The following is a 24,832-nucleotide window of genomic DNA, read 5'->3' on the forward strand; positions in this document are numbered from 1 at the left end:
TCGCGATCATGGCTTTTGCCGGGCAGGCGGTGAAAAATCTCGATCGAAGCGGCCATTGGCCGCTAGTTCACAAGCGTGATGAGGCGGCTGGAGTACATCTCTCGATTTCCGAACACCGCCGTGCAGTCGGTCTTGATGGAAGAGTTGCCTGTCATCTGCACGGTCAAGCCAACAAGCCTCAGGCAGTCCCCCTGACCACTCATATCCGAGTTGCCGGCAAACGAAACGGCCGCGTCAGGCGCATAGACGAATCCGCTGATCACCGAATTTGCGCCGCCATTCAGGGTCAAGGCCGAAATGTTCCCGCGGCTCTGGAAGATCGTGATGCCGGCGTAAGGCCCGCTGGTCGGCGGGGAAAGGTTCACCTTTTCATTTGCGTTTATGGTGATCTGTGCCCCTTCCGTGAGGAATATGGTTACGCCCTGGCCGGTCAGGCTGCCATTCCCGCCCGGCTTCAGGGTGACGCCGCGCAAGATGTAGACGCCCGGGTTGAGCGTGATGTTTCCTGACAATGTCTTGTCGCAATAGGTGCCGGGCGACAGCGTGTAGGTTTTGCCGTTCGGCACCGGCAGGCAAAGTGTGTAGGGGGGAGGGACGATATCGGCGAGGGGATCGAAGGACGCATATTGATGTTCGAGCGGCGCGCCGCAGGTGAGATCGGCAGCGGGCGGAGAAAGCCCGGAAGTGCCGCCGACGGCCGATACGCAGCCCGCCGAAACCTGCGCGGAACCGCCCCTGCTGACGGCGTCGGATGCGTCCGAGTTTGCCGCGATCACGCAGTTGCTCATGGCGACATCGGTCGAGCCTTGCAGGCTCACCGCCGCCGACGCATGCGGATCGAGCGCCAGCACGCAGGCCTGCGCGCCCGGGTGCATCTTGACCGTCGCCGACCGTTGAGCTGGCCAGGGGGCAGCGCCATTGATGAAGCTCGGACGGTTGATGCCGGACGACAGCGAGATGTAATAGGCGCTCGGATCGCCGCTGGCGGTGGCCGAAAAGGCGGAAACGCTGTCTGAATATTCCTGCTGGTCGGCAATGCTCAAATTGGCTGCGAAGAATGTCAGCCCAAGCCCCTGGACATCGCTCGCGCTCATGCTGGGCAGGTATTTGGTACCGACGGCAAGGCCAGCCGCGTCGAGCGAGTTCTGCAGTTGCGCGGCGTCATCGCTCGTCCCCGTCAGGTCGAGGGTGCCGGCGACGACAGCCATTATCGGCAGCAAGGCTACGGCGGTCGCCATGGCGAAATTGCCCCGTTCGCAAGACCAGAAGCCCTTCAATGTGAACATCGCCCCACGCCAACGTTTGTAAAGCTCAGGTGATACGCTGTGGGTCTCTACGAGTAATTTAAGCAATAGCTAAAATGCATGGATTCTAAAATGAACTCAGTGGTTCGCCAGACGAGTGAACCTTATGAGGCGCGGCGACAATCCCGGGAAGATCGGCTATTATGCGAGCGTTCTTGAAGTGGCAGCTACGGGCAGCCACCCTAGGCGGTGACCGCCCCCCGAGAAAAACGGAGGAAGGTTATGGCCGGCTTTCATGTCATGGCGGACGCGTACGGGATGCATGTGCAACCTGCGATCCGCAGAATTTCCACGGCGGACCTCAGGGACGCGCTCAGGCTTGGCGCCGAGGACTTCTGGGCCAAGCCCTCGCATTACGTGTTCCTGTGCCTGATCTATCCGGTCGCCGGCCTGATCCTGACGCAGTGGACGTCCGGCTCCAACGCCATCCAGCTCGTCTATCCCTTGATGTCGGGCTTTGCCCTGGTCGGACCGTTCGCCGCGATCGGGCTCTATGAGATCAGCCGCCGGCGCGAGCTCGGCATGAACACCAACTGGCGGCATGCGCTCGATGTTCGTCATTCATCGGCGCTGCCCTCGATAGCGGTTATCGGCATCATGCTGTTCGCGCTGTTCCTGTTGTGGCTGTTCACGGCGCAGTCGATCTACACCAGCCTCTTCGGCGGCGAGCCGCCGGCCTCGGTCGGGGCCTTCCTGCGGGATGTGTCGACGACCAGCAAGGGCTGGAGGCTGATCCTTCTCGGCAACGCGGCCGGCCTGGTCTTCGCGGTGGTCGTGCTGGCGACCACGGTCGTTGCCTTCCCGCTCTTGCTCGATCGGGATGTCGGCGCCGTTTCGGCGATAGAGACCTCGGCGCGCGCGGTCATGGCAAATCCGCTGCAGATGGCGCTATGGGGCCTCATCGTCGCGGTGCTGCTGGTGATCGGCTCGATCCCGCTGTTTGCCGGTCTGGCCGTCGTCATGCCGATTCTCGGCCACGCGACCTGGCATCTCTACCGCAAGGTGGTCGAGCCGGCGCAGATCCGGCCGCCGCGCCGGCCGATGTGACGCTTCAGCGCTGCGCGTCGGTCGCCATCTTCAGCGCCAGCGCCGTCAGCACGGTTCCCATCAACCAGCGCTGGATGACCAGCCATAGCGGTCGTCCGGCGAGGAATGTGGCGATCGAGCCGGCCGTCAGCGCGATGACGGCGTTGACGCTGAGGCTGATCGATATCTGCGTCGCGCCCAGCACCAGAAGCTGCGACAGGACATGGCCCTTGCCGGGGCTGATGAACTGCGGCAGCAGCGACAGATAGAGAACGGCCACCTTGGGATTGAGCAGATTGGTCATCAATCCCATGGCGAACAGCTTGCGCGGCCGGTCTTTCGGCAGGTCGCGCACTTGGAATGGCGAGCGTCCGCCCGGTTTCACGGCCTGCCAAGCCAGCCACAAGAGGTAGAGTACGCCGGCAAAGCGCAGCACATCATAGGCATAGGGCACCGCGATCAGCAGCGCCGTGATGCCGAACGCTGCCGACAGCACGTAGAACAGGAAACCGACCGCAACCCCGCCAAGCGAGATCAGTCCTGCCTTGGGCCCTTGCGACAGTGAGCGCGAGATCAGATAGATCATGTTCGGACCCGGCGTCAGCACCATGCCGAGGCAGACCAGCGCGAAGGCAAGATGGTTGCCGGTGTCGGGCATTGTTCGTTCCCCAGCCTGCCGCGATGATGAGAGACCATGCGAGCGGCCAATCTGTGCCTGTCACGGCAGGCGCCCGCAAGGGCTTGACGGCGTCGGGCGTTGCGCCAGGGGAAGGAACTCGGGTTAGCCGACCACGCGCAGGTTGGACAGCTCGTTGCCGATTTCCTTGAAATCGTTTGCGAGGCTGGCGCCGGTCGCATTCCAGAACAGCTTCGCCGGTTTGCTCGGATCCGTCGCATCCTTGCGGAAGCGCGAATTCGACGAGCAGGATTTCAGCGCATCGATCGCCAGCTTGTCGCTGGTCTTGGTCGTCGACAGGTCGAGCGCCACCGTCATCACCATGATGTTGGCTGCCTTGGCGTTGTTGCAGAGCGTGGCCATCTGCTCGTTGAGGGCATTGGTATAGTTGCCGTTCGAATAGTCGAACTGACCGATGGCGCTCGATGTGCCCATGAACAGGCGTCCGATTGGGGTGCCGTTGTATCCGGGGTTGAGGTAGCCGAAGGACGCGTAGGTCGATTTCGAATTGGCGGGGTCGGAGTAGCCCAGCGAGGATGGCGTATAATAGGTGTTGGCGCCGTCGGTCAGCACGATCACCACCTTGTCGTTGCCTCTTTCGGTTTCCGGGCGCCCTTGCGTGAACGGCTCTCCGCTCGAGACCACCCGCCAGCCCCAGGCCATACCCTCGGGAACATTGGTGCCGCCATTCGGCTGCATCAGGTCGATCGCCGCCTTGATCGAGGTGAGCCCGTCGGCGACGCTGACGTCGGTCAGCGGCGTGATCGGGTTGGTGGTGCAGCTGTAATTCGGCCCGTTGCCGGCGGGCAGCGCCGGCGCATCGATCGGCCGCGGTTGGAAATATTTGGCCATGTTGCGCAGCCGAGCTTGGCCGCTGCTGCTCGATGGATCGTCGTTCCACCAGCTGTTGATGGCTCCATAAGTTACCGGTGCGGCCTCGTCGGGGTCCTGGGTGAGCTTCCAGTGATTGCCGGGTTCGTCGGGGGCGAACATCGGCACGAACATCGTTGCCGGATCGCCGACGGCGATGCCGGTATTGGCCGAGCCACCGGACGGCGTGGCGTCGTTGATATTGTAAGGGTAGGGCCGCGCCTCGACGCAGCCCTGCCAGCTGGCGAACGGTCCGTAGGAATCGACATAGTCGTATTCGTTGTGGCTGCTTTTGCAGGTGTTGTTCGAATTGTATTCGTCGCAGACCACGCGCTTGCTATTGACGACACGCTCGTGGTTGGTGACGACCTTCATGTCGCGGTAGAGCGAAAACCGGGTCAGCATCTGGCCTTCCTCGGTTCCCCAGCCGGTGCCGCGCTTGTACCAGATGCCGTTGGTCTGCTGGGCGTATTTGTTGGCCGTGTTCAGCGTCGACCAGTCGAAATTCTCGTTCGATACCGGCGATAGACCCTCGGTGTCCATCCACGAGGCGTTGCCGTTGCCGGGGCCGACATTGACGGAGGCGGCAAAGGGCACGAGGCCGAATTGCACCGGCCTGTCGACCTGCTTGATCATCGCGGCCTGCTGGGCAAGCGTGTCGACCAGTTGCTTGGCCGCTGTCTTGAGCAGATCGATGCGCATCTGTCCTGAGCCGGTGCCGGGCGTGACCATCGATCCGGAATTGTCGAGCACCAGGGCAACCTCCAGCGTGTTCTTCAGCCGTACTTGCGAGGTAACGTTGACGCTGAGCCTCTGGTTGGCATCGGTCGCCGATTTGCCGACGAACTGGGCGAATGCGGGGTAGAAATAGGGTTTGTAATTGAGTTGGGCGGTCATGGTCAGCAGGCCGCCGCCGCTGGTGTTGCTCGGCAAGGTGACGTTGAGCGTCGCGCTGGCGGGATCGATGTCGTTCAAATTGGCGTTGAAAAAGTCGAGCGCGTAGGCTCTCAACTGGTCGTCGGTGGCGCCTTCCGTCAGCCGGCGGGCCGTGGCGAAGTTGGCGGCGTCGAGCGCGTTCATCACCATCTGCTTTTCACGGTTCATTTCCGTGAAATCGACCGCGATCGCCAGGCCGCCCATCAGCGGCACCATCGCCACAGCCGTCATGAGAGCATAGTTGCCGCGCCTGTCGCGGCGGAACTGACGCCAGATTTCAAACATGCTTGCAGCGGCCCCCGCCGACGGATTCTCGGCCGGCGCCAGCTTTCCACGAAACGCTGAAGGACGGGTTTGGGAAACCGCTCTATTGCTTGGTCGGCGCTTCACCAACCGCTAACCAATCAAGGCCGCGGCTTGCGCCGCAATTCGCGCCGATCAAGGCGAAAGCTGGTGACAGCATGGGCCGGTTCGGATAATTCGAACCGGCCGCGGAGAACCGTCGGCCGCTGTAACCGCAACGATCATACTGAAGGAAACGGCATGGCGGATTCGCCTGAAATCGTCGGCTCGCTCGAAGATGTCTCGAAAGCCTATTCGGCAATTCTCTGCGATGTCTGGGGCGTGGTGCACAATGGCGAATGGCATTTTCCGGCTGCCGCGGCCGCGCTGGCGGCGGCAAGGGCGGACGGCACTCCTGTCGTTCTGATCACCAATTCGCCGCGCCGCAGCGCCGATGTCGTGGCGCAGATGAGCGTGATCGGCGTCCCACCATCAGCCTATGACCGTGTGGTGACCTCGGGCGACGTGACCCGTGATCTGATCGCGGAGGGCCCGCGCAAGGTCTTCCACATCGGCGCCGACCGCGATCTGACCCTGTATGACGGCCTCGGTGTCGAACTCGTCGAGGAGTTCGAGGCTGCCGGCGTCGTGTGCACCGGGCTGTTCGACGACGAGGTCGAAAAACCCGACGACTATACGGAACTGCTGCGCCGGTTGCGCGCCAGGAACCTGCCGTTCATCTGCGCCAATCCCGATATCATGGTGGAACGCGGCGAACGGATCATCTGGTGCGCCGGCGCGCTCGCGCGCGACTACGCGCAGCTCGGCGGTCGCACGCTGATCGCCGGAAAACCCTACGCGCCGATTTACGAGGTCGCGATGAAGGAGGTGGCCGAGATCCTCGGCCGGTCGGTTGAGCGTTCGCGAATACTGGCAATCGGCGACGGCATGATGACCGACGTCAAGGGCGCTGCCGACAATGGTTTCGACGTCCTCTATGTCTCTGGCGGCATTCATGCCCGCGACTATGGCGATCCATCCCGGCCGGATCCGGCAAAGCTCGGGCTCTTCCTGGAGCGGCACGGCTTTCGTCCGGTGGCCGTGATCGCAAGACTGCAGTAAGTGGCAATGGTCGCGTTCCAGCATCTTACGACAACCGCGCCGCTACCCGCAGATCTGCGAGGGGGCGTGGTCGCGATCGGCAATTTCGATGGCGTCCACCGCGGCCATCAAGCCGTGCTCGAACGGGCATTGGCGGAGGCCGTGCGGCGTGGCGTACCGGCCCTGGTGCTGACCTTCGAACCGCACCCGCGAACGGTTTTCAGGCCTGATCTGCCGCTTTTCGTGCTGACGCCGCCGCCGATGAAGGCGCGCCTCCTGTCGCTGCTGGGCTTTGCCGCGCTCGTCGAGCAGCCCTTCACGCGCGACTTCGCCTCGCTGTCGGCGGAAGCCTTCGTCACCGATGTGCTGGAGAGGGCGCTGGGCATCACCCACGCCGTGACCGGTTTCGATTTCCATTTCGGCAAGGACCGCCAGGGCGGGCCGGCTTATCTGATGGCTGCCGGCGAGCGCCACGGCTTCGGTGTTACCCTCGTCGACGCCTTTCGCGACGAAGGCGCCGAGGTGGTTTCGTCGAGCCGCATCCGTGCCTTGCTTTGCAAGGGCGAGGTGGCCGAGGCCGCCGGTCTGCTCGGCTATCGCTTCACGGTGGAAAGCGGGGTTGTCGGCGGCCAGCAGCTCGGGCGAACGCTTGGCTTTCCCACAGCCAATATGAGGCTTCCGGCGGAAGCCACGCTCAAGGAAGGGATCTACGCCGTCCGCTTCCGTCGCGCGGACGGTACGCTGCACGACGGCGTCGCCAGCTTTGGCCGCCGCCCGACCGTCGACGACAATGGCGCGCCGCTCCTGGAAACCTTCGTCTTCGATTTTTCCGGCGATCTCTATGGCGAGACTTGCGAGGTGTCGTTCTTCGGGTTCCTGCGCAGCGAGATCAAGTTCGACGGGCTCGACGCACTGGTCGTGCAGATGAAGCGCGATGAAGCCGAGGCCCGCGCGCTGCTTGGCGGCGTCAAGCCGCTCTCCGGCCTGGACGCCGCGGTGGCGTTCTGAAGCATGATACCGAAAGGGGAAACGAGTTCCTATTTCCTCAACGCAAGACCGACGGCTATGAAAGTCCAGCCCTGGAAGATCAGGTCGATCGCCAGGAACAGTCCGAGCACCCACAGGCTGTTGACCGGCCAGCCCATGGCGATGATCAGGCCCGCGAGCACGCTGATGACGCCTGCCGCGACAATCCAGCCCCAGCCGCGCTCCGGACGGTGGCTGTAGCCGACCCAGGCCCGCAGCGCGCCGGAAGCGACGAGCGCGATGGCCAGCAGGAAGGTCAGCACCGCCGAGGCGAGCAGCGGATTGTCGAAAGCGAAGAACCCTGCGACGGCATAAAGCAGTCCGCTGAGCAGCCAGTAGAAGAAGCGTCCCCAGGTCTTGACCCCGAAGGCATGCATGATCTCGATGATGCCGGCCACCAGCATCAGCCATCCGACAACGTAGACGGAAGCCACCGTGGCTATGAACAGATTGCCGAAGGCAATGCCGCCGAGGATCAGCAGCACCACGCCTAGACCGACGAACCAGCCCCATTTGTCGCGCGTCTGGCCGATCGCGTTCTTCAGAGTATCGCCGTGCAAGGTCATGTCGCCACCTCCATGGAGGACCGCCAGCATGCAGGAGGTTACCCTCGGCGCCGACCCGCGTCCAGCCGATGGCGGGCGCGATGGCGCAGGCAACACGCGCCGGATGTCTCGCCCTTAAATCAAATTTTACCAAAGCCTCGTCAAAGCTGTCGCCGCAGGACAGTTGTATCGTGTTAGTGGAGTGACCATGAGTCAGGTCGGGAAGATTTCTGTAGCTCTAGCCACTGTCGTGCTCGCTATGTCAGGCGCGGCCGAAGCCGGTGATGGCGCTTTCGGCTGGTTGTCCGGCGACTGGTATCTGACGGTCGGTGCGACCGGCTTGGTGGCGCCCAATTTCGAGGGCGGCAAGAAATATATGCTGAGCGCTCAGCCTATCATTTCGCTAGGCAAGGCCGGCCCTGCTGCTCGCTTCACCTCGCGCAACGACAATATCTCGCTGGCGCTCGTCGACGATGGCGGTGTCCGCGCCGGTCTGACCGGCAAGTTCCTGTTCTCGCGCCTCGACGGCGATGCCGACGAACTCAGGGGGCTCGACCCGGTCCGCTGGGGCGGCGAGGTCGGCGGCTTCTTCGAAATTTATCCGACGGACTGGATGCGCGCGCGTGCCGAATTGCGGCATGGCATCCGAGCCCATAACGGCTTTGTCGCCGACATCGCCGCCGATGCTTTCTACGATGTGACGCCAACCGTCAGGATCTCGGGTGGCCCGCGCGTGTCGTTTGCCTCGGCGAACTATTTCGATGCCTATTACGGTGTCAACGCGCAGGAAGCCGTGGCCTCGGGCCTGAGCCAGTACAATCCCGGCGGCGGCCTGAAATCCGTTGGCCTCGGTGGCGCGGTGACCTGGAAGGTGACCGAGCCAGTGACCGCCAGCCTGTTTGGCGAATATTCGCGCCTCAAGGGTCCGGCCGCCGATTCCAGCCTGGTCAGGGAGCGTGGTGACCGCAACCAGTTCATGGTCGGCGTGTCGACCACCTACCGCTTCGACTTCAACATGTAAGCGAATCGAACGAGACGCTTTATTCCTGCGCTCTTCTCCGATAAAAGCCCAGCAATGACGAGCTTTTTGCGCCTTGACGCGCCGACGATACGAATTACCAGCCCGGTGTTCCCAGCAGCCTGAAGGCTGTAGGAGCCGCCGGGAATATTGCGCGCGGCCTCTCGCGCTTTTCCAGATCATCAAAGCATGTCGCCCCCGAGTGGGCCCCGTTTTTGGGAACGGCATGCGTGTAAAATAGAATTTCACGCCGCAAGCCACGTGGCCCGGCATGCACATGGCAGACCAATGACCGACGAAACCCAATCGACCATCGACTATTCGAAGACCCTTTATCTGCCGCGGACGGAGTTTCCGATGCGCGCCGGCTTGCCCGAGAAGGAGCCGGTGCTGGTCAAGCGCTGGCAGGACATGGACCTCTACCGGAAGCTGCGCGAGAGCGCGGCGGGCCGCACAAAATACGTGCTGCATGACGGACCGCCCTATGCCAACGGCAACATCCATATCGGCCACGCGCTGAACAAGATCCTCAAGGACGTCATCACCCGCTCATTCCAGATGCGCGGCTATGACTCGAACTATGTGCCCGGCTGGGACTGTCACGGCCTGCCGATCGAATGGAAGATCGAGGAACAATACCGCGCCAAGGGCAAGAACAAGGACGAGGTGCCGGTCAACGAATTCCGCCAGGAATGCCGTGAATTCGCCGCGCACTGGATCTCGGTGCAGGGTGGAGAGTTCCAGCGTCTCGGCGTCGTCGGCGATTTCAAGAACCCTTATACGACCATGGCCTTCCACGCCGAGTCGCGCATCGCCGGCGAATTGTTGAAATTCGCCATGTCCGGCCAGCTCTACCGTGGTTCGAAGCCGGTGATGTGGAGCGTCGTCGAGCGGACTGCGCTCGCCGAGGCCGAGATCGAGTACCAGGACTACGAGTCCGACACGATCTGGGCGAAGTTTCCGGTGGCCAATCTCGTCGTCGCCAGTGTCGTGGACGGGCAGCCGGCGGAGCTCGATCCGGACCTGAGTGGTCGGTCGCTTGACCTGCTGGATGCTCATGTCGTCATCTGGACGACGACGCCCTGGACCATCCCGGGCAACCGCGCCGTCAGCTATTCGCCGCGTGTGTCCTATGGCCTCTACGAGGTGGAGGCGGCCGAGAATGCGTTTGGCCCGCAGCCAGGCGAGAAGCTGATCTTTGCCGATGCGCTGGCCGAGGAAAGCCAGACCAAGGCCAAGGTCACCTTGAAGCGTCTTCACGGCATCAGCGCCGAACAGCTTGGAAATCTTGTGCTTTCGCATCCCTTCAAGGGCCTCGGTGGTGGCTATGAATTCCCGGTTGCGATGATTGCCGGCGACCACGTCACCGACGATGCCGGCACAGGCTTCGTGCACACCGCTCCCGGTCATGGCCGGGAGGATTTTGATGCCTGGATGGACGCCGCGCCCGCGCTGCGCCAACGTGGGATCGACACCGAAATCCCGTTCACCGTCGACGACGCCGGCTTCTTTACCAAGGATGCGCCGGGCTTCGGCCCGGACCGCGAAGGCGGACCCGCGCGCGTCATCGACGACAATGGCAAGAAGGGCAACGCCAACCAGGCGGTCATCGACGAGCTGATCAAGCGCAATGCGCTGTTCGCGCGCGGCCGGCTGAAGCACAGCTACCCGCACTCATGGCGTTCGAAGAAGCCGGTCATCTTCCGCAACACGCCGCAATGGTTCGTCTACATGGACAAGGACCTCGGCGACGGCAGCACGCTGCGCGGCCGCGCGCTGAAGGCGATCGACGAGACGCGCTTTGTCCCGGCCGCCGGCCAGAACCGCATCCGCGCCATGATCGAGGAGCGCCCGGACTGGGTGCTGTCGCGCCAGCGCGCCTGGGGCGTGCCGATCGCCGTCTTCGCCGACGAGGATGGCAATGTGCTGAAGGACGAGGCCGTCAACCGACGCATCATGGACGCCTTCGAGGCGGAAGGCGCCGACGCCTGGTTCGCGCCCGGCGCCAAGGAGCGCTTCCTCGGCAATCACGATGCCTCCAAATGGAAGCAGGTGATGGACATCCTCGACGTCTGGTTCGATTCGGGCTCGACACATGTCTTCACCCTGGAAGACCGGCCCGACCTGAAGTGGCCGGCCGACGTCTATCTCGAAGGCTCCGACCAGCATCGCGGCTGGTTCCACTCCTCGCTGCTCGAAAGTTGCGGCACCAGGGGCAGGGCGCCTTACGACACCGTCGTCACCCATGGCTTCACCATGGACGAGGATGGGCGCAAGATGTCGAAATCACTCGGCAACACGGTCGTGCCGCAAGATGTGATCAAGCAGTCCGGCGCCGATATACTGCGGCTCTGGGTGGTGACGACCGACTATTGGGAAGACCAGCGGCTCGGCAAGAACGTGCTGCAGACCAACATCGACGCCTATCGCAAGCTGCGCAACACCATACGCTGGATGCTGGGCACGCTCGCCCATGACGATGGTGAGGTCGTTCCCCTGGAGACGATGCCGGAGCTTGAGCGGCTGATGCTGCACCGGCTGGCCGAACTCGACGAGGTGGTGCGCCAGGGCTACGACGCCTTCGAGTTCAAGCGCATCACGCGCGCAGTGCTCGATTTCATGGTGGTCGAGCTGTCGGCCTTCTATTTCGATATCCGCAAGGACGCGCTCTACTGCGACGGCCCGTCGAGCGTGAAGCGCAAGGCCTCGGTCCAGGTGGTGCGCCATCTCTTCGACTGCCTGGTGAAATGGCTGGCGCCGATGCTGCCCTTCACCACAGAGGAGGCGTGGCTCGAGCGTCATCCCGATGCGATGTCGGTGCATCTCGACCAGTTCCCGCAAATCCCGGCGGATTGGAGGAACGAGGCGCTGGCGGAGAAATGGCGCAACGTCAGGCAGGTGCGCCGCGTCGTCACCGGCGCCCTCGAGATTGCGCGTGCCCGGAAGGTGATCGGCTCGTCGCTGGAGGCCGTCCCCGTGGTCACGATCAACGACGCGACGCTCGAGGCGGCGATATCGGACGTCGACATGGCTGAAATGGCGATCACCAGCGATCTCGTCATTGCCCATGGCCAGGCGCCGCGAACCGCCTTCGCCCTCGACGATGTCAAGGGTGTTGCCGTGGTCGTCGAGAAAGCGGAGGATCGCGGCCTGGTCAAATGCGCGCGTTCGTGGCGCTACACCGCCGATGTTGGGCAGGATCCCGAGTTCCCGGATGTTTCGGCACGGGATGCCGCGGTGCTGCACGAACTGAAAGCGCTGGGAAGGCTCTAGTGCCTGTCGCCCAAAGAAGTGCACAAGTGCCACGCCGCGCGGGTGCAAACCCGCCCGTGCGTTGCCCTTAACGAGTGGTTGAGGTAAACACGCGAAACTCCGGAAGACAAATTGTCGCCGGATTTCCGTCGCAAGTGCTTGCACGATGGGGACCGGACACAAGGCCGGTGCGATCGAGAGGTTGTCTAGAGTGGGACTTTTTGGCATGACCGAAAGATATAACGCGCGCCTTGCGCTGCTGGCGCCGCTTGTCGCATCGGGCCTTGCTTTGTCCGGCTGCATGGGCTCTCCGACCTATGGCACCGACAAGACGGCCGCCGAACAGTTGGCCGGCGATCTTACAGGCGCCGTTTCCTTCGCGCCGAAGCGCAAGGACCCGATCGACTACAAGCCGCGTCCCACCCTGGTGAAGCCGGCACCTGGCCAGAAGGAAGCGCTGCCTGCCCCGCAGGAAAGCATCCAGACGGCAAACGCCGGTTGGCCCGAATCGCCCGAGCAGCGTCGCGCGCGCCTGCGCGCCGACGCCACCGCGCACCAGAATGATCCGGCCTACCAGTCGGAGATCGTCGATGACGTGCAGACGGATCCGGCATCGGTGAAAAGGGCGATGGAGGATTCAGGATCCAGCCACCCGCCGGCGTGGAAACCCGCCGATTCCGACAAGGGCCGCGCCGCCGAGATCCAGCGCCGCCTTGCCGACAGCAAACAGGGCGACCCGAACACGCGCAAGTATCTCAGCGAACCGCCCTTGGCCTACCGCACCGCCTCCGGTGCCGCACCGCAGAACGAACTCGGCGAAGACGAGTACAAGAAGGAACGCCGCCTCAAGGCCAAGGCCGAGGGCAAGAAGGGCGGCTGGTTCGACTGGTTGCCGTCGCTGTAGGAACAGTGGCGCCGCTGATCTTGCAGCGTCCTTGGCTCAATCTCGACGTCCCCTGAAAAAATCCTTCAGCAGCAGGCCCGCTTCGGTCTCGGCCATGCCCGGATAGATGTCGGGCGTGTGGTGGCAGGTCGGAGAGGCGAAGAAGCGCACGCCGTTGACGACGGCGCCGCCCTTTTCGTCGGCCGCACCAAAATAGAGACGGCGCAGCCTGGCGAAGGAGATTGCCCCGGCGCACATGGCGCAGGGCTCCAGCGTGACATAGAGATCATGGCTGGTGAGCCGCTCGCTCGAGAGTTTGCCGCAGGCTTCACGGATCACCAGCATCTCGGCATGGGCTGTCGGGTCCGCAAGCTCGCGCGTGCGGTTACCGGCACTGGCAATAACCGCGCCGCCATTGGCGATGACCGCGCCGACCGGCACTTCGCCACGCAAGGCTGCCGCTTCGGCCTCTTTTAGCGCCAAGGCCATGAAATCCGGCCTCTTCAAGGGGTTTGTCTTCCCATTATGTCCTCGCCACCCGGCGGTGATCCTGTTATGGAGCGCATCAACCCGAAAAATCGGACTCGATTTTCGGAAATGATCATGCGCCAAATCAAAAGTGCTACAGCGTTCGTTGCGCGCCGAACGGATGCGCCACGCTGTAGCAGCGCAAACGGACAAAGGCCACATGGACGACAACGACAAGAAATCTCCGCGCAAAGCCGGCCCGGGCAGGAGTGGCCCGAAATCGGCAGGTGCACGTGGCCGCGATGCCGGCAAGGGCGGGAAGCCCTCCTTTGCTGCGAAAAAACCTTATGCGCCACGTGGCGATCGGCCGATGGCCGCCGACGGCGACCGGCCGAAGCGGGACTTCAAGGGCGGCGACAGGCCGTTCAGCAAGGGACCCCGCCCCGAAGGCAAGCCTTATGAAAAGCGCGAAGGCCCGCGCAAGCCATATGCGCCGCGCGGCGACCGCCCGATGGCGGCCGAAGGCGAGCGCAAGCCTTATGAAAAGCGCGAGGGACCACGCAAGCCCTACGCGCCGCGCGGCGACCGCCCGATGGCGGCCGAAGGCGAGCGCAAGTCCTATGAAAAGCGCGAGGGACCACGCAAGCCCTACGCTCCGCGCGGCGACCGTCCGGTTTCTACTTCGGCGGAGGGCGGTGAAAAGCGCTTCGACCGTCCCAAGCGTGATTTCGGAGATCGTCCGAAGCGGGATTTCGCTGACAGTCCAAAGCGTGACTTTGGCGGCGACAGACCCAAGCGTGATTTCGGAGATCGGCCGCAAGGCGCGTCTGGCGGCGGCTTCAAGCCGCGCCCTCGGCCTGCCGAAGCAACGGAAGAAGCCGGCGAGCGCATCGCCAAGCGGCTGGCACGCGCCGGGCTTGCCTCGCGCCGCGACGCCGAGGAGTTGATCGCCGCCGGCCGCGTCAAGGTCAATGGCAAGGTGCTGGCCTCGCCGGCGTTCAACGTCATGCCCAATGACATCATCCATCTCGACGGCATGGAAATCCCGCCGATCGAACGCACACGCCTGTTCCTGTTCCACAAGCCGGCCGGCGTCGTCACCACCAACCGCGATCCGGAAGGCCGCAAGACCGTCTTCGACGTACTGCCGGCCGAACTGCCGCGGCTGATGACCATCGGCCGCCTCGATATCAACACCGAAGGCCTGCTGCTGCTGACTAATGATGGCGGCCTGTCGCGCGTACTCGAGCTGCCGGCCACTGGCTGGCTGCGCCGCTACCGCGTGCGCGTTCATGGCAAGGTCGAGGAAAGCGCGCTCGCCGGCCTGCGCGAAGGAATTGCCGTCGACGGCGTCTTCTACGGCGCCATCGAAGCCAGCTTGGATCGCGAGCAGGGCTCCAACGCCTGGCTGACGATCGGGCTGCGCGAGGGCAAGAACCGTGAGGTCAAGAACATCCTCGGCGCGCTCGGCCTCGACGTCACGCGGCTGATCCGCATCTCCTACGGTCCGTTCCAGCTCGAGGATCTCGCCGAGGGCCATGTTCTGGAGATCAAGGGCCGGGTGCTGCGCGACCAGCTTGGCGAGCGGCTGGTCGAGGAATCCGGCGCCAATTTCGACGCTGAGATAACAAAACCGTTTTCCAACCAGCCGGTGCGGCGTACCGAAGTGCGTGAGGTCGAGCCCGAACGGCCGAAGTTTACGCGAGACGGCGAGCGCCGGCCGATCGGCGAGGGCGGACTGATCAAGAACCGCAAACGCCGGGAAGGCAGCCGCGACGAGGCGCTCGGCAAACTGTCGACGAGCCCCGACAGGGGCGAGAGACCAGAAAAGAGCTTCGGCGATCGCGGCCCGCGACCGGAGCGCGGCGGCTTTGGCGATAAGCCGCGTGGAAGTTTTGGCGACAAGCCGCGCGGCGGATTCGGCGACAAGCCTCGTGGCGGCGGCAAGAAATCCGAACGCGAGCAACGGCCGATCGAGCCGCCCGGCCAGCGCAAGGCCAATGTCTGGATGGCGCCGGGAGCCCGGCCGATCGGCAAGGGCAGGGCGGAGGCCGATGCGGCCAAGGCGGCCGAGAACAAGGCACGCAAGGCGTCGTTCAAGCCATCTTATAGCAAGCCCGCCGGCAAACCAGGTGGCGCAAAGCCATTCGGCAAGCCGCGTGGCGAGCGTCCAGGAGGCGCCGGTGGCGGCGAGCGGCCGCGCGGCGGCCCCAAGGGCCCCCGGACAAGATGAGAATCGTCGGCGGTGAGTTTCGCGGGCGGCCGCTGGCGACGCCCCGTGGCAGCGCCATCCGCCCGACGACCGACCGCACCCGCGAGGCCGTCTTCAACGTTCTGGCGCATCGCTTTGCCGGGCAACTGGACGGCGCGCGCGTGCTCGACCTGTTCGCCGGCACCGGTGCGCTTGGCCTGGAAGCCCTGTCGCGCGGGGCATCCTATGGCGTCTTTATCGAGGAATCGGCCGAGGGCCGTGGTCTGATCCGCGACAATGTCGAAGCCTTCGGCCTGACCGGACGCACCAAGATCTTCCGCCGTGATGCAACCGGGCTTGGCGAGGCGGGCACGCTGGCGCCGTTCGGCCTGGTCTTTGCCGATCCGCCCTATGGCAAGGGCCTTGGCGAGCAAGCCCTGCGGTCGGCCCAGGCCGGCGGCTGGCTGCGGCCAGGCGCACTCTGTGTGGTCGAGGAGACGGCGGTGGTTCCCTTCGAGCCGGGCCCGGGCTTTTCCGTCCTTGATGAGCGCAACTACGGCGAGACCGTGATCCGCTTCATCGAGGCTGCCTGACAGGCCTGCTTTCAGCAATGGCCTCTTTGCCGCCGCCTTTGCCGGCAACATGACCAACAATTCACTTTGCTTGTCGCCAGCGGCTTGCCTATCGTCGCTGCATGAAACCGGAGCCATCGATGACATCCAGGACTAAATGGCCGCGGGCCACGTTGCTGGCGACGTCGCTGGCTTTGTTCATGACCGACCCCGTCCTGGCGGACGGCCCCGTATTGCCGAGCACCGTGCCGGCCGAGTTCAAGGTCACGGACTTCCTGCTCGACAACGGCATGGAAGTGGTCGTCATTCCCGATCACCGCGCGCCGATCGTCACCCACATGGTCTGGTACAAGATCGGCAGCGCCGACGAGCCGCCTGGTAAATCCGGCATCGCCCATTTCTTCGAGCATCTGATGTTCAAGGCCACGGCCCACCACGCGGCCGGCGAGTTCGACCGCGCCGTCTCCGACATTGGCGGCTCCAACAACGCCTTCACATCCTACGACTACACCGCTTTCCATGAGACGGTGGCGCCGTCGGCGCTGGAACTGATGATGAGCTTCGAAGCCGACCGCATGCGCAACCTCATCCTCACCGATGACGTCATCAAGACCGAGCGCGATGTTATCCTGGAGGAGCGCCGCTCGCGTATCGACAACAATCCGCAGGCCGTGCTCGACGAAGAGGTCGATGCCACGCTATGGCAGAACCAGCCCTATCGCATCCCGGTCATCGGCTGGATGCAGGAGATGGAGCAACTGAACCGCACTGACGCGGTCGCGTTCTACAACAAATACTATCGGCCCAACAACGTCGTGCTGATCGTGACCGGCGATGTCGAACCGGACACGGTGAAGGCGCTGGCCGAAAAGACCTATGGCAAGGTGGCCTGCGGGCCGGACCTGCCGCCGCGCGTCCGCCCGGTCGAGCCGGAGCAGAATACCAGGCGCACGGTCACGCTCTCCGACGCTCGCGTCAGCGTGCCGAGTTTCTCGACACAATGGGTCGTGCCCTCCTATCACACCGCGAAGCCCGGCGAGGCCGAAGCGCTCGATCTGCTGGCCGAGATCCTCGGCGGCGGCAACCGCAGCCGGCTTTACCAGGCGCTTGTCGTCAAGCAGGGCATAGCTTCCGGCGCCGGTGCGTACTTCCAGGGCACCATGCTCGACGACACCAATTTCACTGTCTACGGCGCGCCGCGCGGTGACGCCAAGCTGGTCGACGTCGAAGCCGCGGTCGATGCGGAAGTGGCGCGCATCGCCAGCAACGGCGTCACCCCGGATGAGCTCGAGAAAGCCAAGGACCGCTATGTCAGGTCGATGATCTTTGCTCGCGACAAGCAGGATTCCATGGCCAACATCTATGGCTCGACGCTCGCCACCGGCGGCAACGTCCAAGACGTGCAGCAATGGCCGGACCGCATCCGCAAGGTCACCACTGACGAGGTCAAGGCCGTTGCCTCGCGCTATCTGTTATTGGCCCGCTCGACGACCGGCTATCTCTTGCCGCAGCAACAGGCGGGGAATTGATAATGACGAACCAGTTTAGCGGCGCGTTGACGTCTCCCCGCCAGGCTCCCCCTTCTCCCCTCGCGCGAGAAGGGAAGGCCCTCCATGCCCTCGCAACCTTCTTCCTCTCCGTCCTCTTCCTGGTTCTGCCGGCGCTTGCCGCCCGCGCCATGGAGATCCAGTCCGTTACCTCCCCGAAAGGCGTCACGGCCTGGCTGGTCGAGGACTATTCGGTACCGGTGGTCGCCGTCCGCTTCGTCTTCGGCGGCGGCTCGACGCAGGATCCGGTGGGGAAGGAGGGTCTTGCAAATCTGATGACCGGCCTGTTCGACGAGGGTGCCGGCCCGCTCGACTCGGAAGCCTTCCAGATCAAGCTTGACGACGCCGGCGCCGAAATGAGCTTCGACGAGACCCGCGATGGCATCTACGGTTCCATGCGCATGCTGGCGGAACAGCGCGACGAAGCCTTCGACCTGTTGCGTTTGGCGGTCAATGAGCCGCGCTTCGACCAGGCGCCGATCGACCGCATCCGCGCGCAGGTCCTGTCCGGCATCATCGCCAACGAGAATGACCCCGACACGGTGGCGCAGAACCGGTGGGCGCGCGCCGTCTATGGCGACCACCCTTATTCGCGTTCCGACCAGGGCACCAGGCAGAGCATCGCCGCCGTCACGCAGGCCGATCTCGAGACTCTGCACAAAGCGGTGTTCGCGCGCGGCGGCTTGCATGTCGCCGTGGTCGGGGCCATCGACCCCGAGACCCTGAAGAAGAAACTCGACATGGTGTTCGGCGACTTGCCGCGGGACCAGACGCTCGCTCCTGTAGCCGATGTCGAGCCCAAGCTGGCGCAGCATATCGAGGTCAATTACGACCTGCCGCAGACATCGCTGCAGCTCGCCTGGCCGGGCGTGAAGCGCAAGGCGACGGATTTCTTCCCGGCGGTGCTGATGAACGAGATCCTCGGCGGTGGAACTTTCACCTCGCGCCTGTTCCAGGAGGTGCGCGAAAAGCGCGGGCTCGCCTACAGCGTCAATTCCTCGCTGGTCAACCAGGACCATGCCAATGCGCTGATCGTCACCACTGGGACGCGCTCGGACCGTGCGGCCGAGACGCTCGCCATCGTGCGCGACGTCGCCAAGCGCCTGGCCGAGGATGGCCCGAAAGAGGCCGAACTGGCGGCGACCAAGAAATATCTCATCGGCGCCTATGCGATCAGCAATCTGGATTCCTCGAGTTCCATCGCCGCCACGCTTGTCGAGCTGCAGATCGACGATCTCGGCATCGACTACATGCAGCGCCGGGCCGGCTATATCAACGCGGTGACGATCGATCAGGTCAAGGCGGCGGCGAAGAAGCTGCTGACGACCGAGCCGACCATCATGGTGGTCGGGCCGCCGCTGGCGGGAGCCGGCAAGGGATGAGCCCCACTTTCGGCATAGCGTTCGGCGGTGGCGGCGCGCGCGGTCTGGCGCATATCCATGTCATCGAGGCGCTGGACGAGCTCGGCATCAAGCCGGTGGCGATAGCCGGCTCGTCGATCGGCGCCATCATGGGCGCCGGCATGGCCTCGGGCATGACCGGCAAGGAGATCCACGACTATGCCCGCTCGATCCTCGGCCGCCGCGCCGAGGTCGCGAGCCGCATGTGGCGGGCGCGGCCTGGCACGATCGCGGAGGCCATGCAAAATGGCATCCGCGTCAGCCAGTTCAATGTCGAGCGCATCCTGAAGGCGTTTCTGCCGGAGGCCATTCCCGAAAGCTTCGCCGAACTAAAAATCCCGCTGAAGGTCACGGCAACCGACTATTTCGGCCACAAGCTCGCTGTGTTCGACGACGGCGACCTGCATTCCGCACTTGCGGCCTCAACCGCCATTCCTGCCGTCTTCCGTCCGGTGACGCGCGATGGCAGGCTGCTGATCGACGGCGGCATCTATAACCCCGTGCCCTTCGACCTGATCGAGAAGGATGCCGATATCATCATCGGCGTCGACGTGGTCGGCGCGCCGGAAGAGGCCGACCGCAAGCAGCCGACCTCCGTCGACCTGATGTTCGGCGCCACGCAGCTGATGATGCAGTCGATCATCGCAAACAAGTTGAAACAGTGCCAGCCCGACATACTGGTCCGCCCGGCGGTGTCGAAATACCGCGTCCTCGATTTCCTGAAGATCGAGGCCCTGATGAGCGAGACAGTTGAAATCAAGGATCGGCTGAAGCGGGAGGTGGAGGTCGCAATTGAACGGCGTTCCGCCAAGGTCGAAGCAAAAAGGACAAAAACACCAGCCAAGTCGTGATCGCGGTCAGCGAGACTGCGAGCTTACTTTGTGCCGTGTCGGCGGGGCATCAATGCCGAGATGGCAACAATGCCCGCTTCGCTCAGTCCTTCGCCCGCTCCACATAAGCGCCATCCGCCGTCATCACCACGACGCGGGTGCCGGGCGCGATGTGCGGAGGCACGGTGGTGCGCACGCCATTGGAAAGCACGGCCGGCTTGTAGGACGACGATGCCGTCTGACCCTTGGTCGTCGGCTCGGTCTCGACCACTTCGAAGGTGGCGCGCTGCGGCAGCACCAGGGCGATCGCGATGCCGTTGAACTGTGACACCTGCACCGGCATGCCCTCCTTCAGATAGGGCGCCGCGTCGCCGACCACGGCTTCCGACACCGCCACCTGGTCGTAGGTTTCCGGGTTCATGAAGTGATAGCCTTCGCCGTCGGCGTAAAGGAAGGTGTGCTCGCGCTCCTCGACATAGGCGCGCTCCACCTGTTCGGTGGTGCGATAGCGCTCGGATACCTTCACCCCGTCGCCGATGCGGCGCATGTCGAGCTGCGTCACCGGCGTGCCCTTGCCTGGGTGGATGTTTTCGGCAAAGAGGATCACATAAAGCTTGCCGTCCTTGTCGACGACATTGCCTTTGCGGAGCGAACTGGCGATGACTTTCACCACGGTTTTAAATCCTGCGAGAGTTGACTGGCGTTTGCCGGCTTGTGCGGCGCTGGATGGGGGCCTAGCGCATCTTGGCGCGAACCGCCAGCCCCCTCGGCGAACCGAAGCGCGCTGATGACCGCCGCGTCGCCCTGGTGGACGCCGCATGTCCATGCCGACCGCCGTCCGCGCCTGATGCTGCGCAATGGGCTGACGGCTGCCTTTCGCGACTGGTTCGCCCGCCACGACTTCATCGAGGTTGAGACCGCGGCGCTGCAGGTCTCGCCCGGCAACGAGGCTCATCTGGCGGCCTTCGCTACCGAAGCGGTCGGGCCGGATGGCGCCCGCTCGCCGCTTTATCTCCACACCTCCCCCGAATTCGCCTGCAAAAAACTGCTCGCTGCCGGCGAGCGGCGCATTTTCAGTCTGGGTTCGGTTTACCGCAACCGTGAGCGCGGTCCCTTGCATCATCCCGAATTCACCATGCTCGAATGGTATCGGGTGGGCGAGACGTATGAGAGCCTGATGAGCGACTGCGCCGATCTGCTGGCGATGGCCGCGACACGGGCAGGGGCCACGCACTTCTCTTTCAGGGGCCGCGAGTGCGATCCGTTTTCCGAACCGGAGCGGCTGACCGTGGCGGACGCCTTCAGCCGGCACGCCGGGATACGTCTGCTGGCAACGGTCGCGCCCGACGGCGGCACGGACCGGGACGCGCTGCATGCCGCTCTGATCCAGGCCGGCCTGCGCACCGCGCCTGACGACAGCTGGGCGGATTCGTTCAGCCGCGTGATGGTGGAAAAGATCGAGCCCAATCTCGGCCTCGGCCGCGCGACCATTCTTTGCGAATACCCGGTCGTCGAGGCGGCGCTGGCGCGGCCGAGCCCGAGGGATCCGCGCGTCGCCGAACGCTTCGAGCTCTACTGCTGCGGCGTCGAGCTCGCCAACGGCTTTGGCGAACTGACCGACGCGGCCGAGCAGCGCCGGCGCTTCGTCATCGAGATGGACGAGAAAGAGCGCGTATATGGTGAGCGCTACCCGCTGGACGAGGACTTCCTCGCCGCGTTGGCCATCATGCCGCAGGCCAGCGGCATCGCGCTCGGCTTCGATCGGCTGGTGATGCTGGCGACCGGCGCGCGGAAGATCGAGGACGTGATCTGGACTCCGGTCGCCGCATCTTGAATGAGGGGCTGCCGCCCCTCTGATCTCAATGCGCGAAAACCTGCTCAAGAGAGCGAAAACCCTTGAATTCCAAGGCATTGCCAGAGGGATCGCGGATAAACAATGTCGCTTGTTCGCCGGGCTCGCCCTTGAAGCGGACCATCGGCCGCTCCAGCCAGTCTATGTCGTCGCGCGCTTCCAGCCGCGTCGCCAGGCGCTGCCAGTCGTCCATCAAGAGCACAGCGCCGAAATGCGGGATCGGCACCAAAATGCCGTCGACCTTGCCGTCGCTTGCAGCTTGCGCGGCCTGCGGCCGCAAATGTGCCGACATCTGGTGGCCGTACAGGTCGAAATCGACCCAGGTCGCCGACGAGCGGCCGATCGCACAGCCCAGTACGTCGCCATAGAAAGTTCGGGTTTGATCGAGATCACGGACTGAAAAAGCAAGATGGAAAGGCGTCATGGCGAGGCTCCAGATAGGCAAAAACTGCGACGTCCGCTCTTTGCGGGCGCTTCGATGGCGATTTGGTCGCGACATCCTGATTGGCCTTCTGCCATTGCACAAGCGGCAGTGGAACAATAGATGGTGCGGCAGCACCTGCCTTCCGGACAGGCTGAAGAAATAGGATCAAGTGCATGACCGACAAGCTCGACGCCGCGAAATTGACTGACCGCGTCGCGGCCCTGGTCGAAGCCGCCAAACGCGCTGGCGCCGATGCCGCGGACGCCGTCGCGGTGCGTGGCCGCTCGACCGGTGTTTCGGTGCGGCTTGGCAAGGTCGAAAACACAGAGGCGTCCGAGGGCGACGACGTTTCGCTGCGGGTCTTCGTCGGCCAGCGTGTGGCCAGTGTATCGGCCACCGCCGCGTCCGATCCGAAGGCCCTTGCCGAGCGCGCCGTCGCCATGGCCAAAGTGTCTCCCGAGGATCCCTACCAGGGTCTTGCCGACCCCGCGCTGCTCGCCAGACAGACGCGCGATCTGGACCTGTTCGATGCAACCGAAGTGTCGGCAGACCAATTGAAGGAGGCGGCCCTCGCGGCCGAGGCGGCGGCTCTCGCCGTCAAGGGCGTAACCAATTCGGCCGGCAGCAATGCCAGCGCCGGCCTGGGCGGGCTGGTTCTGGCCACCTCGCACGGTTTTGTCGGCCAGTATGTCGCTTCGCGCTTTTCGCGCTCGGCCAGCGTGATTGCCGGCGAGGGCACGGGCATGGAACGCGACTATGAATTCTCCTCGCGCCAGCATTTTGCCGATCTCGACGCGGCCGAGGATATCGGCCGTCAGGCCGGCGAACGGGCCGTGCGTCGCCTTGGCGCGCGCAAGGCGGCGACCGGATCGGTCGACGTGGTGTTCGACCCGCGCGTCGCGCGCGGCATTGCCGGCCATATCGCCGGAGCCATCAACGGCGCTTCCGTCGCGCGAAAAACCTCGTTCCTGCGCGACATGATGGGCAAGCAGGTGGCGGCTTCCGCCATCACCGTCACCGACGAGCCGCTGCGGCGCCGTGGCCAGGCCTCGCGCCCATTCGATGGCGAAGGCGTCGAGGGCGAGAAGCTCCTGATGATCGAAAAGGGCGTCCTGAATCACTGGTTCCTGTCGACATCGGCGGCCCGGGAGCTCGGCCTCGTCACCAACGGGCGCGGCGCGCGCGGCGGCTCTTCCGTCTCGCCGTCTTCCACCAATCTTGCCATCGAGCCAGGCGAAAGGTCGCCGGAAGACCTGATCGGCTCGCTCAAGAGCGGCTTCTACGTCACCGAAGTGTTTGGCCAGGGCGTCGACATGCTCACCGGCGAATACAGCCGCGGCGCCTCCGGCTTCTGGATCGAAAATGGAGCGCTTGCCTATCCGGTCGCCGAAGTCACCATCGCCTCGAACCTGAAGACGATGTTCCTCAACATGGTGCCCGCGAATGACCTTGATCGCAATTTCGGCACCGCCGCCCCGACGCTCCTGATCGAAGGCATGACCCTTGCCGGAGCATGAGCTGACCACCGCCGGTGCCGATCTGGACCTGCCGCTGCTGCGCGACGCCGCCCGCGAGGCGGGTCTTATCGCGATGCGCTACTTCGGCAACAATCCGCGGGTCTGGATGAAGGGCGGCACCTCGCCGGTCAGCGAAGCCGATCATGCCGCCGATGCGTATCTGCGCCAGACGTTGCTTGCGGCACGGCCGGATTATGGCTGGCTGTCGGAAGAGACGGCCGACGACCCGGCGCGGCTTTCGGCGCGCCGCACCTTCGTTGTCGACCCGATCGACGGCACGCGCGGCTTCCTTGAAGGCCAGCGCGCCTGGTGCGTCAGCGTCGCCGTCGTCGAGAATGGCCGCACGCTTGCCGGCGTGCTCGAATGCCCGGCGATGGACGAGACCTATTCCGCGCTGCCAGGCCAGGGCGCATTCCGCAACGGCAAGCGCATTGCGGTGCGCAAGCCAGGCGACAAGCCCGAGATTTCCGGCCTGAAGCAGTTGATCGACCTGATGCCGGCCGGCTGGCAGGAGCGGCTGCAACGGGCGCCCTACAGCCCTTCGCTTGCCTACCGCCTGGCGATGATCGCCAACGGCACGCTCGACGGCACCTTGGTCAAGCCGAACGCGCATGACTGGGACATTGCCGCCGCCGACCTCATCCTGCGCGAGGCAGGTGGCCAACTGCTCGACCCGCACGGCCACGCGCCGCTCTATGCCGGCGAGGTGACCCGCCACGGCGCGCTCGCGGCCGGCAGCGGCGATCTGCTGGCGGTGCTGGTCGACGTCATTGCCGGGCTGGATGGCTGAAAGCGTTTTCGAAGGTTTCAAAGTCGGCGGCTTTGGTCTAGACCTGTCACAAACTCACGATATGTGAAGGATCGACATGGCCGCGGAAGACGGAAAGAAACAGCTTTTGCATCTGGTGTTCGGCGGCGAACTGAAGAAGCTTGGCGGCACCGAGTTCCGCGATCTCGATGCGCTCGACATCGTCGGCGTCTATCCGGATTATCAATCCGCGCACACGGCGTGGAAAGCCAAGGCGCAGGCCAGTGTGGACAATGCCCATATGCGTTATTTCGTCGTTCATCTGCACCGTTTGCTGGATCCCGATAGCAAGGCCGCCGGTTGA

22 protein-coding genes are annotated in these 24,832 nt (G+C 64.1%); 15 read left to right on the forward strand and 7 right to left on the reverse strand.

From position 1 onward, the window contains the following. Nucleotides 1–62 precede the first annotated feature (62 nt). Entirely contained in the window at nt 63–1,286 is a 1,224-nt protein-coding gene (locus X739_RS142985) for a pilus assembly protein TadG-related protein (protein WP_023774553.1), read from the reverse strand. A 240-nt stretch (nt 1,287–1,526) separates the two neighbouring features. Here X739_RS142985 and X739_RS142980 point away from each other — a divergent pair, with 240 nt between their 5' ends. Then, nucleotides 1,527–2,351: a DUF2189 domain-containing protein gene (locus X739_RS142980; RefSeq protein WP_023795546.1), complete on the forward strand. Its 825-nt coding sequence runs from the start codon at nt 1,527–1,529 to the stop codon at nt 2,349–2,351. Between the two features lie 4 nt (nt 2,352–2,355). On the opposite strand, the gene X739_RS142975 is transcribed toward X739_RS142980, so the two are convergent. Both X739_RS142975 and X739_RS142970 read right to left on the reverse strand, forming a co-directional pair. Then, nucleotides 2,356–2,988, reverse strand: a complete 633-nt coding sequence (locus tag X739_RS142975) for a LysE family translocator (protein WP_023774551.1) — start codon at nt 2,986–2,988, stop codon at nt 2,356–2,358. Between the two features lie 123 nt (nt 2,989–3,111). After that, a complete protein-coding gene (locus X739_RS142970; protein ID WP_023774550.1) occupies nt 3,112–5,097 on the reverse strand; it encodes a TadE/TadG family type IV pilus assembly protein in 1,986 nt (661 codons plus the stop codon). 258 nt (nt 5,098–5,355) lie between these two features. On the opposite strand from X739_RS142970, the gene X739_RS142965 reads away from it, so the two are divergent. Beyond that, on the forward strand, nt 5,356–6,216 hold the full coding sequence (locus X739_RS142965; RefSeq protein ID WP_023774549.1) for a TIGR01459 family HAD-type hydrolase: 861 nt from the start codon (nt 5,356–5,358) through the stop codon (nt 6,214–6,216). 6 nt (nt 6,217–6,222) lie between these two features. Beyond that, nucleotides 6,223–7,203 carry a bifunctional riboflavin kinase/FAD synthetase gene (locus tag X739_RS142960; protein WP_023774548.1) on the forward strand — a complete coding sequence of 327 codons (981 nt, stop codon included), beginning with the start codon at nt 6,223–6,225 and terminating at the stop codon, nt 7,201–7,203. 29 nt (nt 7,204–7,232) lie between these two features. Here the strand turns inward: X739_RS142960 and X739_RS142955 are convergent, their stop codons facing one another. Beyond that, nucleotides 7,233–7,787: an HdeD family acid-resistance protein gene (locus X739_RS142955; protein ID WP_023795547.1), complete on the reverse strand. Its 555-nt coding sequence runs from the start codon at nt 7,785–7,787 to the stop codon at nt 7,233–7,235. A gap of 187 nt (nt 7,788–7,974) precedes the next feature. Between X739_RS142955 and X739_RS142950 the strand changes: the two genes are divergently transcribed. The 3 genes from X739_RS142950 (at nt 7,975) to X739_RS142940 (ending at nt 12,940) form a co-directional block, all read left to right on the forward strand. Next, nucleotides 7,975–8,787, forward strand: a complete 813-nt coding sequence (locus X739_RS142950) for a MipA/OmpV family protein (protein WP_023795548.1) — start codon at nt 7,975–7,977, stop codon at nt 8,785–8,787. 285 nt (nt 8,788–9,072) lie between these two features. Next, the gene (ileS, locus tag X739_RS142945; RefSeq protein WP_023774545.1) at nt 9,073–12,057 is read left to right on the forward strand and encodes an isoleucine--tRNA ligase; all 2,985 of its coding nucleotides are present in this window, start codon (nt 9,073–9,075) and stop codon (nt 12,055–12,057) included. Nucleotides 12,058–12,262: 205 nt separating this feature from the next. After that, nucleotides 12,263–12,940 (forward strand): hypothetical protein, encoded by a 678-nt coding sequence (locus X739_RS142940; protein ID WP_023774544.1) that lies wholly within the window; start codon nt 12,263–12,265, stop codon nt 12,938–12,940. Between the two features lie 36 nt (nt 12,941–12,976). On the opposite strand, the gene X739_RS142935 is transcribed toward X739_RS142940, so the two are convergent. Further along, a complete protein-coding gene (locus tag X739_RS142935) occupies nt 12,977–13,426 on the reverse strand; it encodes a nucleoside deaminase (RefSeq protein ID WP_023795549.1) in 450 nt (149 codons plus the stop codon). Between the two features lie 181 nt (nt 13,427–13,607). Between X739_RS142935 and X739_RS142930 the strand changes: the two genes are divergently transcribed. From X739_RS142930 to X739_RS142910, 5 genes are all read left to right on the forward strand, one after another. Continuing rightward, nucleotides 13,608–15,620 (forward strand): pseudouridine synthase, encoded by a 2,013-nt coding sequence (locus X739_RS142930; protein WP_023795550.1) that lies wholly within the window; start codon nt 13,608–13,610, stop codon nt 15,618–15,620. Beyond that, the gene (gene rsmD, locus X739_RS142925) at nt 15,617–16,171 is read left to right on the forward strand and encodes a 16S rRNA (guanine(966)-N(2))-methyltransferase RsmD (protein WP_023795551.1); all 555 of its coding nucleotides are present in this window, start codon (nt 15,617–15,619) and stop codon (nt 16,169–16,171) included. The genes X739_RS142930 and rsmD overlap by 4 nt, the downstream gene beginning before the upstream one ends. A gap of 119 nt (nt 16,172–16,290) precedes the next feature. Further along, nucleotides 16,291–17,679 (forward strand): pitrilysin family protein, encoded by a 1,389-nt coding sequence (locus tag X739_RS142920; RefSeq protein WP_023795552.1) that lies wholly within the window; start codon nt 16,291–16,293, stop codon nt 17,677–17,679. A 2-nt stretch (nt 17,680–17,681) separates the two neighbouring features. Continuing rightward, complete coding sequence (locus tag X739_RS142915; protein WP_023795553.1) at nt 17,682–19,079, forward strand: pitrilysin family protein; 1,398 nt, start codon at nt 17,682–17,684, stop codon at nt 19,077–19,079. Then, on the forward strand, nt 19,076–19,948 hold the full coding sequence (locus X739_RS142910; RefSeq protein ID WP_023774538.1) for a patatin-like phospholipase family protein: 873 nt from the start codon (nt 19,076–19,078) through the stop codon (nt 19,946–19,948). Before X739_RS142915 ends, X739_RS142910 begins: the two co-directional genes overlap by 4 nt. A gap of 82 nt (nt 19,949–20,030) precedes the next feature. Here the strand turns inward: X739_RS142910 and efp are convergent, their stop codons facing one another. After that, a complete protein-coding gene (gene efp / locus X739_RS142905) occupies nt 20,031–20,600 on the reverse strand; it encodes an elongation factor P (RefSeq protein ID WP_023782984.1) in 570 nt (189 codons plus the stop codon). Between the two features lie 114 nt (nt 20,601–20,714). On the opposite strand from efp, the gene epmA reads away from it, so the two are divergent. Next, on the forward strand, nt 20,715–21,761 hold the full coding sequence (gene epmA / locus X739_RS142900; protein WP_023795554.1) for an EF-P lysine aminoacylase EpmA: 1,047 nt from the start codon (nt 20,715–20,717) through the stop codon (nt 21,759–21,761). 25 nt (nt 21,762–21,786) lie between these two features. Here the strand turns inward: epmA and X739_RS142895 are convergent, their stop codons facing one another. After that, nucleotides 21,787–22,203 carry a VOC family protein gene (locus X739_RS142895; RefSeq protein WP_023795555.1) on the reverse strand — a complete coding sequence of 139 codons (417 nt, stop codon included), beginning with the start codon at nt 22,201–22,203 and terminating at the stop codon, nt 21,787–21,789. A gap of 173 nt (nt 22,204–22,376) precedes the next feature. Here X739_RS142895 and X739_RS142890 point away from each other — a divergent pair, with 173 nt between their 5' ends. From X739_RS142890 to X739_RS142880, 3 genes are all read left to right on the forward strand, one after another. Then, entirely contained in the window at nt 22,377–23,720 is a 1,344-nt protein-coding gene (locus X739_RS142890; RefSeq protein ID WP_023795556.1) for a TldD/PmbA family protein, read from the forward strand. After that, complete coding sequence (locus X739_RS142885; RefSeq protein WP_023795557.1) at nt 23,707–24,510, forward strand: 3'(2'),5'-bisphosphate nucleotidase CysQ; 804 nt, start codon at nt 23,707–23,709, stop codon at nt 24,508–24,510. Before X739_RS142890 ends, X739_RS142885 begins: the two co-directional genes overlap by 14 nt. A gap of 76 nt (nt 24,511–24,586) precedes the next feature. Further along, nucleotides 24,587–24,832, forward strand: a complete 246-nt coding sequence (locus X739_RS142880) for a DUF4170 domain-containing protein (RefSeq protein WP_015318348.1) — start codon at nt 24,587–24,589, stop codon at nt 24,830–24,832.

The sequence above is a fragment of the Mesorhizobium sp. LNHC209A00 genome, from assembly GCF_000502915.1.
GTDB lineage: Bacteria > Pseudomonadota > Alphaproteobacteria > Rhizobiales > Rhizobiaceae > Mesorhizobium.